The following is a 14,501-nucleotide window of genomic DNA, read 5'->3' as shown; positions in this document are numbered from 1 at the left end:
TGATTAATATCCAGCCGAAACCAGTCCGCTTCGTAATTCCTGCAAATAGGTCGGGTGGACCTCACCATAATAGAGTGTGCTTGGTTCAAGCACCAGCGTACCAAATGTCGAAGGATTACCGGCTTCATACTTGCTTGTGGCCTGTACGGTCACTTCATTCGGATGCGCCGGATCGTCGACATCGGACACGAGGGCGGTGAACCCAAGCGTCGCGGCATCGCCAATCCCGCCAAGCGTCGCAAGTTCCTCGCCAGTCTCTTCGGTCCCGTGCACCGGAATTGGTTTTTCATAAAAGCGAGCAGGATTTGTTTCGAAATTCAGGAAAGTAAAGGGAATTCGCAGGCTTAGGGTATAACCGCTAACGACTCCGCGATCGGTATCGAAGGTCATCTGTGCCAGCACATTCTTCAGGCCTTCCTGCTGCACAGGAGTAAGTGGTGCGAGTGTACTATACGTGATCTGGTTAACGCGACCGGGGCGTGATGGCAGCGCAAAGGTAATATTCGTAACGAGCGAATCGAGTGCAGTGCGGAATGTCGGAAAGCCTCCTTCCTTCGAAAGCAAGCGGCGGTCGCGGTTCAATCGGTCGCCGGTATATTTCGAATCGAACCATAGCGAAATTCGGTCGTTGCTTTCGAGTTTTGACTGACCGCCAACAACATAATCATCACGGATGCGAAAGGCAAGATAGAGGTAATCATCGTTATAGGCCGCCTGCACGTTGCGGATCGAGAGATCGCTTGCATCGCGCCGAAAGCCCGATCCAGAGAGAATGAACTCACCTGTGGTATCATTGAGAATGTGTCCATAGCCCGGATAAATATCTCGCAACCGCTGATATGAAGGAAGAGTGAAGTAGCCCACCTTCAGTAATGGATCACCGGAGGAACTTGTGAAATAGGATTCGCGTGTCCGAAGCGTCTCGTAATTTCGATAGACTTCATGTCCAATGGCGCGCGCCTTAATCTTCGCGGTACCGGTCACGTCTTCTTGCGCTGTTTCGAACCGGTCCACCAGTGTGACATCACCTGACTCGAGCGAATACCCCTCCTGTGACCAATGTTGCTCGGCGGTCTTTTGAGTGATCGTTACCACTGAGCCTTCAACTGAGAGCCCGACTTCGATCGGGGATTCGATAAAGGTAATCGACTTCGCGAATCGGTCACGAAGCTGCTGATTCTTGAGATTCTCGAAAAAATATACGCGAACTCGATCTCGCGCCGCATAAGGATCGTACAAGGAGAGCGCCAAGTCCGGGAGAGAGTCATTCGAGAAATCGCCAACGGCGAGGCCCCAGACTTTTTGATTCGCGAAGTCGGGCACAAGCGTCCGAAGCTCCTGAGCGAGTGCCGGATTGTGTAACTCACTTCCGATTCGTGGAAGCACGCTATCCAGGAGCATTCCCTGGCCATGAATGATACCAATCGGGATGCAAACAAGAAAGAATGCGAATGTGGTGGCCCGGAGTCGTGTTCTCATTGTAGCAAAAATACGGAACGCACACGCTTAGTTCATACTTCATAGCTCATATTTCATCTTTTCCCCCGCATGGCCTATCCGTTTTCCGAAATCGATCAGAAGTGGCAGGAGTATTGGCGCAGTCATAAGACGTTCCATGTCGAGCCGGACTCGGCCAAGAAGAAATACTTCGTTATGGATATGTTCGCATACCCATCGGGCGCCGGTCTTCACATGGGGCATGTTCATTACGCCGCCGCAGACATCATGATGCGGATGAAGCGGATGCAAGGCTACAATGCATTGCACCCGACGGGCTGGGATGCCTTCGGCCTTCCGGCCGAACAATATGCCGTCCGCAATAAACTGCATCCACGGATCACAACCGAGCAGAACATCGCGACTTTTCGGCGGCAGCTGGAATCGCTCGGACTCGCCTACGACTGGGACCGGGAGATCAACACCACCGATCCGAACTACTTCAAGTGGACGCAGTGGATCTTCCTTAAATTTTATAATTCGTATTTCGATACCAACGAGCAGAAGGCAAGGCCGATTGACGCTCTCATCCGTCACATCGAGTCACATGGGACAGATGGGACTCGTGGGACCGATGCGTTGCCTTGCGCGACTCGCTCGGAAAAACAATTTACACCGGCGGAATGGAAGCAAGCCTCCGCGAAGCAACGCGCGGATTTTCTCGCGCAGTGCCGTTTGGCTTATGTAGCGGAGGCACCCGTGAATTGGTGTCCCGAACTTGGGACCGTACTGGCCAATGAGGAAGTCGCGGAACAAGAGGAAAAAGGCTTCACTGTCGTACGCCGCAACATGCGGCAGTGGATGTTACGCATCACGGCGTATGCCGAGCGTCTGCTTGCCGATTTAGACGGACTGAACTGGCCGGCCAGCACACTCGAAATGCAGCGCAATTGGATCGGCAAAAGCGAAGGCGCCGAGATCGATTTTCCCATCGCCGGGCTTGATGCTTCGCTTCGAGTCTTTACGACACGTCCAGACACACTCTTCGGGGCGACCTACATGGTGGTTGCACCGGAGCATCCGCTCGTGTCACGAATCACCACGAGAGACCACCAAGCGGCCGTCGAGCACTATCTGGATGAAGTCCGCCGCAAAAGTGATCTCGAACGTATGGATCTTTCACGCGAAAAGACTGGAGTCTTCACCGGCGCCTACGCGAAGAATCCCGTCAATGGTGAACGCACCCCGATCTGGATTGCGGATTACGTGCTGATGTCCTACGGCACTGGCGCGATCATGTCCGTGCCTGGGCATGACGAGCGTGATTTCGAATTTGCGCAAGCGTTTGGGTTACCGGTCGTGCGCGTGGTCCAAGCGCCGGGCGTCGATGGTGATGAGCCGCTCCTCAAAGCGTTCAGCGAGTATGGAGTGGCCGTCAATTCCGGATTTCTCTCGGAACTCCCGACATCCGAGGCAAAAGAGAAGATGATCGCGTGGCTGGAAGCGAACAAGGTTGGACGCCGCGCGATAAAGTATAAACTTCGTGATTGGTTGTTCTCGCGGCAGCGATATTGGGGCGAACCGTTTCCCATCATCTGGACTGATGATGGCGATGGCGGGTATGCGAAGGCATTGCCCGAATCCATGCTACCGGTACTATTACCGGAAGTAAGGAGCTACTCTCCATCTGGCACTGGCGAGTCACCACTGGCAACCATTTCCGAGTGGGTCAATACCACCGATCCTGAAACTGGGCGGCCCGCGCGGCGTGAGACAAACACGATGCCGCAATGGGCGGGCTCCTCATGGTATTACTTACGATATCTCGATCCGGCAAATGATTATGCACCGGTTTCCAGGGATAACGAGCAGTATTGGATGCCGGTCGATCTCTATATCGGTGGGACCGAACACGCCGTAACTCATCTACTCTATTCACGTTTTTGGCACAAACTCCTGTTTGACCACGGAGTCGTCTCAAGCTCCGAGCCATTCAAGCGAATGGTCCATCAGGGTATCGTGCTTGGCGAGAATGGCGTCAAGATGTCGAAATCGCTCGGCAATGTGCTTAACCCTGACGACTTCCTTTCGAAATACGGCGCCGATACCTTGCGCACCTATTACATGTTCCTGGGACCATTCGAGGCGATGAAGCCATGGGACTCGAAGGGGATCATGGGTGTCCATCGGTTCCTGAACCGGATTTGGCGCATCGCCGTCGGCGAAGACGGTGTGACCGATCTCGCAAGAATATCCGGCGAGGCTCCCACAGGATCGCTGGAGCGGACCATGCACCGAACGATAAAAAAAGTTGGTGAGGACATCGATGCGCTGCAGTTAAACACCGCTGTCAGTGCACTCATGATCTTGCTTAACAAGATCGAGGAAGAGCCTGCGGTGCCTCGCCCGGCGTTTGAAGCGCTCATTAAACTCGTTTCGCCGTTCGCTCCGCATATTGCAGAAGAGCTGTGGCAACGTCTGGGACATGAAGGCACGATTTTCAATTCCTCATGGCCTGAATATGATGATGCCAAAACAATCGAGGATTCTGTTACACTCATCTTGCAGGTTAATGGCAAGCTGCGCGATAAGTTAGAAGTGCCTCGCGGTCTTACTCGTGAGGCACTTGAAACTTTTGCTCGCGAGAGCGAAAAGTTGAAGCGGCACGTCGATGGCAAGCAGATTCAAAAAATGATCGTAGTGCCGGATAAACTCGTTAATGTAGTGGTCGCATGAAACTATGTTTGCTGTTAGGTGGCCCCAGCGCGGAGCGCGAGGTCTCGCTGATGTCTGGAATTGGAATGGCGCGGGCGTTGGCAAATCGCGGGCATGATATTACGTTGCTGGATCCAGCAACGGGACGAGCGATGCGCATCGAAGACTTCCATGCCGATCCTCCGAAGACGGAACATCCTAATATCGCAGAACTTGGCCAGTATTCGCTGGGTGATATGGTCCTTCGTAGTTTAACTTCCGACGCAATTCTCAAGGCGGATATCGTCGTATTCGGCTTGCATGGAGTGCCCGGCGAAGATGGACTCATGCAATCGGTGCTGGAATTGCAGGGAAAGCAATACACTGGATCAGACTCTCGGACGAGCGCGATCTGCATCGACAAGCACTTCACCAAGATCATCCTGAAAGACGCCGGGATATCGGTCCCGAAAGGATTCATCGTCCAACGAAATGTTCATCCGAGCGATCGCCATGCCGCATGGGAGTTAGCGAAGGCAGAACTTGGGATGCCCCTCGTCATAAAGCCGAACGATCAAGGCTCGACAGTGGGCCTGACAATCTTGCAGGATGCATCGGAAGACAACTTCAATCATGCGATAGACCTTGCCTTGGAATATTCGGCAAAGGCATTGATCGAAGAGTTTATCGATGGCCGCGAGTTAACGGTCGGTATTCTCGATCGCGAAGCGCTACCGATTGTTGAGATCACAACAGAAGGCGGGTTCTATGACTATCACCACAAATATACTCCGGGTATGTCGTTTCATGCGTGTCCTGCCGATCTCCCATCAGAAATTGCATCCGGCATTCAGGCCGATGCATTGCGCGCATTCGAAGTGATTGGCTGCCGAGGGTATGCCAGAATTGATTTCCGGCTTCGGCCCGATGGGACCTACTCCTGTTTGGAAATCAACACGCTGCCCGGCATGACTTCGACAAGCCTGCTTCCTGATGCAGCCCAGGCAGCCGGCATTTCCTTCGAGGACTTATGCGAGAGAATCGTTCGCACCGCAATCCGCGAGTAGATCAGATAATGTCCGATGACCGTGTCGCGACGATAGTTGATTGCCAGGTAATCGCGAAGCTGTGGCCATTCCAATAGAGCGGCGTAAGAATCGAGCTTACTCCCTGTGATGTAATCCTTCGCATCGCCATATTCTACCACAAAGAATTTCGGATCCGCGGACTGAAGTTGGCCGAGCATCGCAGTTTTCCAGCTTAGAGGAGTCGCCGCTCGGAACGGTGTCGCGGTTAGGCATAACGTCGGCGGCAGCGTATTCGCGGACAGATAAATCCCAACGTCGTTTCCCCAAAAGAACATCTGATCGCTCGATCCCATCCGGGATTTCAAGTAACGCCCTGCCCTCTCTTCCTCATCCGCAAAGTAATCGACGATCCGGCGGTGAACTTCAGGTCCGGAATCCACATGCTTCAGCGCCTGCAACGTCCATGGAATGGATTGACTAACGACCTTGGCAAGCGGAGAGCCTAAGATTGCGAGAAGCACGATCCCTGTAACAACCAACGTCCTGACCGGCGTCGGTTTACGTCTCCAAATCTCGTTCGATTTCGTGACTGCAACGTGAAGTCCTATCGCGGCAAACGGGGCAAATGCCCATAATGCGCGAGCGTATTGATACACGAACATTTTGCCTTCGAGCACGATGCCGAACAGCTGAAGGAGTCCTGACAGGAGCAGCAACCTTAGAAATGCATGCTCTTTCTCGGTCGTACCTTTTCGCACGTACCAGATGGTGCCAACCCCAAGGAGAAACAGAGTTGGCGACGCGCTCCAAACCAGCCACAATGGAAAATCGAGCAGCCAATGCCGCCACGGCAGTCCGATCGGTTGACCAAGGCGCGAATAATGCCGCAGCCAAGCGATGACTTCTACACTTCGGTCAAGAGAAGATGTCAGTGCAAGCCCGACCAGAAGCAGCATGAACAAGAATAGGAAACCAATGCCCAGGGCGATCAAGAACTTGCGCTTGTTGCTCCTGGAGACCGTGGTGACTCCTGCAAGCCACACAACCGCAGCTACTGTTCCAAGGATGAGTGTCGGCTTCAATAGAAGTAGAAGGATCGTAGCGAAACCGGCAGCCATCCCGTACGCGATCGAGCGCTTCGCCGTGATTGCCGTGGCTCGCAACGTCATGTCGGCGAGCAGCAATGATGGTATGAGTGCGAAGCTTTCGGCTTGCGCTGTATGCCAAAAACCAAGCCCAGCATACATTATGAGCATCAGCGATGCCGAAAGCAGCGCGATGTTATCGCTGAGATGCCGGCGGGCAATGATGAAGAAATAGCAGCCGCCCTCTATCTGGTAGAGGGCATCGAAGAGTCGGATTGACCATACGCCGCCGCCGAACAGCACATGTGCACCGGCATAAAGGTAGAAGATGAGTGGTGGCTTTGTATCGATGAAATCCCGCCATGGAATCGAACCCCGTAACACCATTCTCCCGCCGACTTCGAAGACCGCTTGATCATAACCGAGCGGGTAGCTCACCATGGCGGCAATCATCAGGAGCGAAACAGCCGCCAAAAGCCAAATCCACCAAGTGGGACGCTTTGCGATAGATTGAAGTGCGATCATCGGGCGCAAAGATACGCCGCAATAACCACCTCTCAAATTGAAATCACTTCAATTTCACTTTGTAATCGCCTCGTCCCGCACTTGCACACTCATCCATATTTTGTACGATCCTAACACAATATGCAGATATATGCCTACTCTTGGGACTAACGACAATATACATAGTATCACTACGATACACCTGTACAAAGTTGAGACTTGGAGTTGGGCCAAATCTGGGGGTATTTTGGGATTTTTGCGAATTTGTTGCGCCAAAAATCCAGGATAAAGCGTCTTACATGTGTGCGCATTAGTGAACCGCCCAAGGACACGAAATGACACAGAGCCTACCTATTTCAGGCAGGTCTTAGCTTCAAGAGAGTCGATAGTTTGGATTGCCACAAAAACAGTAGTTTGCCATGAAAACCATCGTTCGCAAGCCCCTTGCGAGGATCGTGGTTCTGCTAACCGTAGCCGCCGTGCTGGGGTTTGCAAAAATCAGCGGTGCGCAAGAAATACAATCGAATAGTCAGCAGCCGGGCGCAGAAGCGTCCCTGACGTTCCAGGCGTCGAATTCGAATACTGACGTGATCAGCTTCGAGAAGGTCCGGAGCATCACGGAAAGCTCCCTCCGTGAGGCGATTGGGTCGCAGCTGAATAGTGTTACCCCGGAAGAAATTGGCAAAAAGTTGAGTGGTGGCTATGAGGCGCTGAAGCAGGGTCAGACGATCAGCTTCAATGCGCCGGTCGCAGCGTTGGCCGCGCGCACCATTACCGAGCAGCACATCATGCAGGTGAGAGTTGCCTATGAGCCAAGGCCCATCGGCGGGATTCTCACAATCAAGGTTGAACTCGTACCGCTCTTCAGCGGAATCGGCTCGGCCAGCCGCCCGATTGCGTATCGTGAAATTTCCGAAGCAGTTGATAATCTCGATGAAGATGGACTTGGCGATCTGGTCGCTGGTCTGACCCATCAGCTCGGAGCTGAGTACGCAGTCAAGTAACAAGTTCGTTGATTAGGGCGTGAGAACAATGCTCTTGTTATTGCCCTTGTATTAGCATCACTCTTTTTAGCTCACCGTTCTTAGGAAGTAGCGGAACGCACCTCAGGGATGACCGGAGGTGCGTTTTTAGTTTCATGCGCGTATGCCGGCCAATTCCCATTCGCCGCTGCCTCACATAAGGGAGGGGCGACTTGGAAATCGCCCCCACACGGCCCTCAGCGCGACACGATCAGCCGCCGCCGGATAGTCCGGTCAGTCGCGCGAATGTCCACGAAGTAAACCCCTGCCGGAAGCAAGGAACAATCCACTGCAAGCTCCGACTTCGCATTGCGATTCGAATAGACCCTCTTTCCCATCACATTCCAAATCTCGACTGAACTCGCCTCTTCGCCCGAAAGCCAGACGTTTAGTTGGCGGTCGCAGGGACTCGGGAACAGGCGAAGTTGTGGGGTGGGCGTATGATCGGCAACGCCTGCGGCAACGCATTCGCCGATGAGGATGAGCGGGATGGAATCGTTCGTGAGCGGATCGAGGAGATAGGCAGTGTCACTGTAGTGACCGGGTTTGATAGGATGGAAGGAGCAGTTCGGCGTAGTGATAAACTCAGTACATGGATACATCATTTCTATCGTGTCATCCAGGTTAAAGGGAGCTCTTACCGAGAGAAGCTTGATCTGCCGGTACTGCGCGAACGAGTCGTTACGGATGTCTATTCGAATTTCTGCAATGGAATCTGGAGCTACTGACCCGCAATAAACCGTTCCAGGCGCTGAAATCTTTCCAACGATCTTTGGATCGTATACTACGCCTTCAACTACATAGTAGGACGCTCCACCATAGAAGTGAATCGAATCGTAATATGCGAATATCTGAGGAGGACCTGCATAACAACGAGCAATATTCGACGACACGATAATTGCTACGCTGTCCGTGTATGAACCCGCCCAATACGCTTGAGTAGCAATGACATGGAACATTGTCGAGTCATACCGAAAAACCGGTGACGGAGGGTTTGGAAATCTCCTCCAATCATAGGACCCCCACTTAAACCAAGTGCTTAGGACTAACTTTGATCCAATCGGCACTCGAAAAAATTGATTATTGTATGGGCTGAACGCACCCGGGTAGCTTTGCGAATAACAATTGGCTGACAGAAGGAGAGTGATCAGAATAGAATGCAGAAACCTCATCCCGCAAATTTAGGAAATCTAATGATGCTCCGCAAGGTCAAATCTCAGTCCCCTTCAATCTCGCCGTATTTTTGCAGGACACCATTACTCGCCTGTCATGGCCTTGCTCTGTCCCTCAATGTGCCACGATCAACCGCAGCCCGATGATTCGGTCCTTCGTGCGAACTTGCGCGAAGTAAACGCCAGCAGGGAGTGCTGAGCAATCGACACTAAGCTCTGAGTTCGCTCCACGATACGAATAGACCTTCTCCCGCATCACATTCCATATCTCGATCGCACTCGCCTCTTCGCCCGAAAGCCAGACATTAAGTGTTCGATCGCAGGGATTCGGGAACATGTGGAATTGTGGGGCGGGAGGATCACCGGCAACACCGGCTGCAACCGCTTCGCCGATGAGGATGAGCGGGATAGAGTCGTTGGTGAGGGGATCGAGGAGATAGGCCGTGTCGGTGAATCGGCCTACGATGGTCGGATGAAAGGAGGCACCGGACGGAATATTAGGGCCGCCCGTCCCAGGGCCACCGCAGTGATAAGACAAGGGGATGGGATCTGCTACTTGGAATGGGCTCCTAACGTCAATTGCGGAAAATGTTCGGAAGTTGTCGAGAGAACCGGTGCCAACTTCGAATGATTGGCTTGAATCACCTCCCACCTTGACCGCACCAAAATTAATAGTACCAGAGGGCATGATTCGAGCGTGGTTTATCAAATTCGGATCGTAAAACACTCCGTTGCTAACATAGAAAATGTCTACGGGCTGACCCGCTGAATTGAAGGCACCCATACCATCGGTAGGCTGCAAACATGTTGTGGAATCAATAACGGTAATTGTAACTCCGACACCGTATCCATCGTAGTCGGCAATAAAGTCGGATGGTACTGCACTAATTCCAGGCAATCCTCGCAAATAGATGTGTTCTGGTGGAACGCCGCGGTAGAATGGCTTCTCAAATGTTGTTTGAAAGGTTACCTTGGAACCGAACGGGGCTCTGAATGCTGGCGCAAAACGCGGGTTAAAGCCGAACAGCTGCTGTGAGTTGGAATCGCTACTGAATCCTATCGCTGCCAGAATAATGAGGGCCGTCAATGTCTTATTCATGCTTCAAAGATAACACATCTCACCCCTCCTCCGCAAGGTCAATTCTCAGTCTCCTACATTCTCGCCGTATTTTTGCAGCGTATGAACCGACGAAAGCTGCTTCTCAGAATGATCGAGAATCCTCGGAACGTGCGGTTCGAGAACTTGATCCGCGTCGTGGAAGGATTCGGATTCCGTTTGGACCGGATTTTGGGCAGCCATCACATTTACAAGCTGCACGGCGTTCGGCAACTTATCAATCTTCAGAACGTTGGAGGAATACGATTTACGCTTAGAGGACGAATGAAGGACTATCACATCAATATTTTTTATAGCGACGAGGATGAGGGCTACATCGCGGATATTCCCGATCTGAAGCATTGCTCTGCGTTCGGAACAACGGCAGAACTCGCACTGAAAGAGGTAGAAGTGGCAAGGTCGGCGTGGCTTGCTGCTGCCCGGGAGAATCACATGGTCATTCCCGAACCACGGTATCGCCCAGTCATTTACCAGGTCGCAAATCTGTGAGCCCCGAACTTCTCGAAAAATACGAGCCGGTCATCGGCCTCGAAGTCCACGCGCAGATGCTGACCAAGTCGAAAGCATTCTGCTCGTGCTCGACTGAATTCGCCGCCGCGCCGAACCATAATACCTGCCCGATCTGCCTCGGACACCCCGGCACGCTGCCGGTTCTGAACGAGAACCTGCTCCGATTTATCGTCCGCATGGGGTTGGCGACAAACTGCCAAATCCGACCGCGCTCGATCTTCGCCCGCAAGAATTATTTCTATCCCGATCTTCCGAAGGGCTATCAGATTTCCCAGTATGAGACTCCGATTTGCCACGATGGATTCCTCGATGTTGAGCTGAAGGATGGCTCGCTCAAGCGCATCGGCGTCACGCGCATTCACATGGAGGAAGACGCCGGCAAGTCCATCCACGATTTCGGCGCGGAGACGCTCGTCGATCTCAACCGGGCCGGTGTGCCACTTATCGAGATCGTCAGCGAACCGGACATGCGATCGAGCGACGAAGCGTACGCGTATCTCACGACGATCAAGTCCATCGTGACCTATCTCGGTATTTGCGATGGCAATATGGAGGAAGGCTCGCTACGCTGCGATGCCAACGTCTCGGTGCGTCTGCGCGGCGCGCCGAAGTTCGGGCAAAAGGTGGAAGTTAAGAATATGAACAGCTTCCGCAACGTCCAGCGCGCGTTGGAATCCGAAATCGAACGGCAGATCGGGCTTGTAGAAGCGGGAGAACCGGTCATCCATCAGACGATGCTCTTCGATGCCAACAAAGGCGTCACCAGAGCGATGCGAACGAAGGAGGAAGCGCACGATTACCGCTACTTTCCCGAGCCTGATTTGTTGCCAGTGACAGTCAATCAAGCCTATCTCGACGAAGTGCGTGCGGAGATTCCCGAATTGCAGCGAGCCCGCCGCGATCGATTCATAGCCGACTATAAGCTGCCGATATATGATGCGGGTGTGCTGACAGCCGAAAAGTCGGTCGCCGATTTTTTCGAAACTGCGACAGTATCTCTCACTGCCAAATCTGACGAGAGTATCAAGGCGATTTCGAATTTCATCATGGGCGATGTGATGCGCCTGATGTCCGAGCGGAAGGAAAACATTCTTCAACTCAAGCTTCAGCCGCAGCACCTTTCGGAACTGGTCGGGCTCATTCAAGATAAGACGATCTCTAACAAGATCGCGAAAGACATTTTCCCCGACTTGCTCGGCAGCACCGAATCGCCGAAGCAGATCGTCGAGAAGCGAGGGCTGGTGCAAGTCACCGACACCGGCGCGTTGCGAGCAACGGTCCTTGAAATCATTTCGAAGAATCCTGGCCAACTCGGCCAATACAAGGCAGGCAAGACCAACCTCTTCGGCTTCTTTGTCGGACAGGTGATGAAGGCATCGCAAGGCAAGGCAAACCCGGAGATGGTGAATGCGTTGATGAAAGAGGAGTTGGAGAAAGCCTAATGCGCACCAAACTCATCGTCGGTAACTGGAAGATGAACGGCACTGTGAAGGAGACGCGCAAGCTGATTTTTCAGCTTGCAGTCGAGTGGGGCAAGCCATGCGAGGGCGTCGAGGTCGCTGTGTGTCCGCCGTTTACGTCACTTATTGTTGCGAAGCACGAACTCGAACTCTCCCACATCAAGCTCGGCGCGCAGAACTGCTACGTGGAACGCGAGGGTGCATTTACCGGAGAGATTTCCGCTACGATGCTGGCCGATTGCGGATGTACTTACGTCATACTCGGCCACAGCGAGCGCCGAACGCTCTTCGGCGAGACTGACGAACTCGTCTCGCGCAAGGTGGGCGCCACGCTTGAAGCCGGGATGATCCCAATTGTTTGTATTGGCGAAACCGAAAGCGAACGTAATCGCAATGATACCGAGGCAGTGTTAGCGCGTCAACTAAGTGGAAGTCTCCTTGGCGTTGGGAGTGATGCAGCGTTCGTCCTCGCTTATGAACCTGTCTGGGCGATTGGGACCGGCAAGACTGCCAGCACCGATCAGGCACAGGCGGCCCATGCATTTATTCGCGCCGAATTAGGAAAGAAGTTTGGAGCGGCCGCCGCGAACATCCAGATCTTGTATGGCGGTAGCATGAAACCCCAGAATGCGAAGGACCTGCTGGCGTGCCCGGATGTCGATGGCGGACTCATCGGCGGCGCTTCGCTCGATGCCGATCAGTTCATCGCCATCATCGAAGCAGCCGCACGGAAAGGATGAGGGATGAAGGATGAGGAATGAAGGTCTCGATTATGACCTTCATTCCTCATCCTTCATCCCTCATCCTTCATCCCTCTATTGTCCTATCAGCTTCTTATACTCATCCGCGCTGAGCAGTGCGTCGGCCTCTTTCGGGTTCGAGAGTTGAATCTTCGCGAGCCAACCTGCTCCGTAGGGATCTTTGTTCACCGTCTCCGGTGAATCATTGAGCGGCGAATTCACTTCGAGGACCTTACCGCCGACCGGCGTGTACAGATCGCTCACCGTCTTGACCGCTTCGATCGTGCCAAGCGATTCGTGCGCATTCACCGTGTGCCCCGACTTCAGATCGAGATAGATCACATCGCCCAGCTCGCCCTGCGCGTAATCGGTAATGCCAATCGTGCCGGTGGTACCCTCAGTGCGGAGCCACTCGTGGTCTTTCGTGTACTTAAGATCGTTTGGGAAGTTCATGCCGTTTGTTTCGGTGAACCCCTCCTGTTGAAGGAGGGGGAAAGGGGGTGGTTGATTCTGCCGCGCTAAACGGCGCGCGCCGAAGGATTGTTTCGCTCGGCGAGAGAATCCGGTGGCACACGAACCGTTCTGGCCTTTAGACCAGGTGCATAGTACCCCGGAGCGATTCGATTGCAGCCGGCGGGGAGTTTGGCCGGGACTTGCAAGATCCACGCTGTGTGGAGGGAAGCGCCGCTTCCCTCTTTTGATTCGCCAGTCGCTCTCTGGTGAAGCCGTCACGGAAGCAGCGCTTCCGTACACACATCGGGAGTATTGCTGGGTGCACAAGACTCATGCTGTGTGGAGGGAAGCGCTGCTTCCCTCATCCTTTCCATGCTTTCTTCGTCTCACTCGAAGCCGTGGAGATCGGGACTTAGATAGCTGTGTGGATACTCTTGCCACCGTTTGCATAGCCCGGCATTCACGGGATTGTTCAGCACATACCAGATGACATTGCCGAACCGACCAAGCCGGACCACATGATCGTATCCCTCATGCAGCCAGAAGTCGCCGCGCCGCGCGAGCACCTTATTGCACGCGACAGCCGTGAATGATTTCATTTGCTGAAGCACACGATCCAGTGGCACGTCGCCCGTGAGCGTGACGACCATGTGGACATGGTTCGACATGATCGCATAAGCATGGAGATCGTACTCCGATTTGTCTCGATGATGGATCGCCTCCTTCACAAGTGCCGCGATGCGCTCCTCGCGCAACCAGTGTGGGCCGGACTTCACAGTGTCAAGGATTCGGTCATACTCCAGAAATTGTCGCTTCAGCAGAAGCATCGCGAGCCGTTCGTCGTCCTTTGGTTCTGAACCGGCAAGCCTGAACGTCAGGAAGTATGGGCGGTCGTTGGGGAGGTAGTGAGGGAGGTCGCCTCGGTAAAATGGTTTGGTCTCACGCATGATACAAAAATACGAATCACGGAAGTCCGCCGCGGCGGGCTTCCGTGCATACAGGCTGGAGTCATACCACTTAGGTGAGACTCATGCTGTGTGGAGGGAAGCGCCGCTTCCCTCTTTTGATTTGTCAGGCGCTCTCAGGTGAAGCCTTCACGGAAGCAGCGCTTCCGTGCACACATCGGGAGTATGTGTGAGTGGGAGGAATGACGTGCGAGGCACGTGCCTACGATTATTTGCAGAATTCATTGAAAATATGCGATGCCGGATGTATCGAACAACGTTATATTAGGTGGAGGGGGTCCTCTTCGTCAATTACGAATTACGAATGACGAATT

11 protein-coding genes and 1 pseudogene are annotated in these 14,501 nt (G+C 53.4%); 6 read left to right on the top strand and 6 right to left on the bottom strand.

The features are described from left to right. Positions 1-3 precede the first annotated feature (3 nt). A complete protein-coding gene (locus tag Q8902_04125) occupies positions 4-1,479 on the bottom strand; it encodes a hypothetical protein (GenBank protein MDP4198740.1) in 1,476 nt (491 codons plus the stop codon). 69 nt (positions 1,480-1,548) lie between these two features. On the opposite strand from Q8902_04125, the gene leuS reads away from it, so the two are divergent. Both leuS and Q8902_04115 read left to right on the top strand, forming a co-directional pair. After that, positions 1,549-4,173 (top strand): leucine--tRNA ligase, encoded by a 2,625-nt coding sequence (gene leuS / locus Q8902_04120; GenBank protein MDP4198739.1) that lies wholly within the window; start codon positions 1,549-1,551, stop codon positions 4,171-4,173. Continuing rightward, complete coding sequence (locus Q8902_04115) at positions 4,170-5,198, top strand: D-alanine--D-alanine ligase (protein ID MDP4198738.1); 1,029 nt, start codon at positions 4,170-4,172, stop codon at positions 5,196-5,198. The genes leuS and Q8902_04115 overlap by 4 nt, the downstream gene beginning before the upstream one ends. A gap of 929 nt (positions 5,199-6,127) precedes the next feature. On the opposite strand, the pseudogene Q8902_04110 reads toward Q8902_04115, so the two are convergent. Then, positions 6,128-6,631: pseudogene (locus Q8902_04110) on the bottom strand (glycosyltransferase family 39 protein). A 536-nt stretch (positions 6,632-7,167) separates the two neighbouring features. Between Q8902_04110 and Q8902_04105 the strand changes: the two are divergent. Continuing rightward, the gene (locus Q8902_04105) at positions 7,168-7,752 is read left to right on the top strand and encodes a hypothetical protein (GenBank protein ID MDP4198737.1); all 585 of its coding nucleotides are present in this window, start codon (positions 7,168-7,170) and stop codon (positions 7,750-7,752) included. Between the two features lie 215 nt (positions 7,753-7,967). Here Q8902_04105 and Q8902_04100 read toward each other — a convergent pair whose 3' ends face one another. Beyond that, positions 7,968-8,663 (bottom strand): T9SS type A sorting domain-containing protein, encoded by a 696-nt coding sequence (locus tag Q8902_04100; GenBank protein MDP4198736.1) that lies wholly within the window; start codon positions 8,661-8,663, stop codon positions 7,968-7,970. 394 nt (positions 8,664-9,057) lie between these two features. Further along, on the bottom strand, positions 9,058-10,041 hold the full coding sequence (locus tag Q8902_04095) for a T9SS type A sorting domain-containing protein (protein ID MDP4198735.1): 984 nt from the start codon (positions 10,039-10,041) through the stop codon (positions 9,058-9,060). 282 nt (positions 10,042-10,323) lie between these two features. Here Q8902_04095 and Q8902_04090 point away from each other — a divergent pair, with 282 nt between their 5' ends. The 3 genes from Q8902_04090 to tpiA are packed head-to-tail and all read left to right on the top strand — an operon-like array spanning position 10,324 to position 12,769. Then, entirely contained in the window at positions 10,324-10,548 is a 225-nt protein-coding gene (locus Q8902_04090; GenBank protein ID MDP4198734.1) for a type II toxin-antitoxin system HicB family antitoxin, read from the top strand. Further along, positions 10,545-12,011, top strand: a complete 1,467-nt coding sequence (gene gatB, locus Q8902_04085; protein MDP4198733.1) for an Asp-tRNA(Asn)/Glu-tRNA(Gln) amidotransferase subunit GatB — start codon at positions 10,545-10,547, stop codon at positions 12,009-12,011. Before Q8902_04090 ends, gatB begins: the two co-directional genes overlap by 4 nt. After that, positions 12,011-12,769 carry a triose-phosphate isomerase gene (gene tpiA, locus Q8902_04080; GenBank protein MDP4198732.1) on the top strand — a complete coding sequence of 253 codons (759 nt, stop codon included), beginning with the start codon at positions 12,011-12,013 and terminating at the stop codon, positions 12,767-12,769. The genes gatB and tpiA overlap by 1 nt, the downstream gene beginning before the upstream one ends. A gap of 75 nt (positions 12,770-12,844) precedes the next feature. On the opposite strand, the gene gcvH is transcribed toward tpiA, so the two are convergent. Both gcvH and Q8902_04070 read right to left on the bottom strand, forming a co-directional pair. Further along, positions 12,845-13,222, bottom strand: coding sequence for a glycine cleavage system protein GcvH (gcvH, locus tag Q8902_04075; protein ID MDP4198731.1), 378 nt, complete (start codon positions 13,220-13,222; stop codon positions 12,845-12,847). Positions 13,223-13,608: 386 nt separating this feature from the next. Beyond that, entirely contained in the window at positions 13,609-14,169 is a 561-nt protein-coding gene (locus Q8902_04070; protein MDP4198730.1) for a transposase, read from the bottom strand. Between the last annotated feature and the right edge of the window lie 332 nt (positions 14,170-14,501).

The organism is Bacteroidota bacterium (assembly GCA_030706745.1).
Lineage (GTDB): Bacteria > Bacteroidota > Ignavibacteria > Palsa-1295 > Palsa-1295 > PALSA-1295.
Note: the sequence above shows the minus strand (reverse complement) of the source record. Positions and strands in the feature narration are given on the sequence as shown.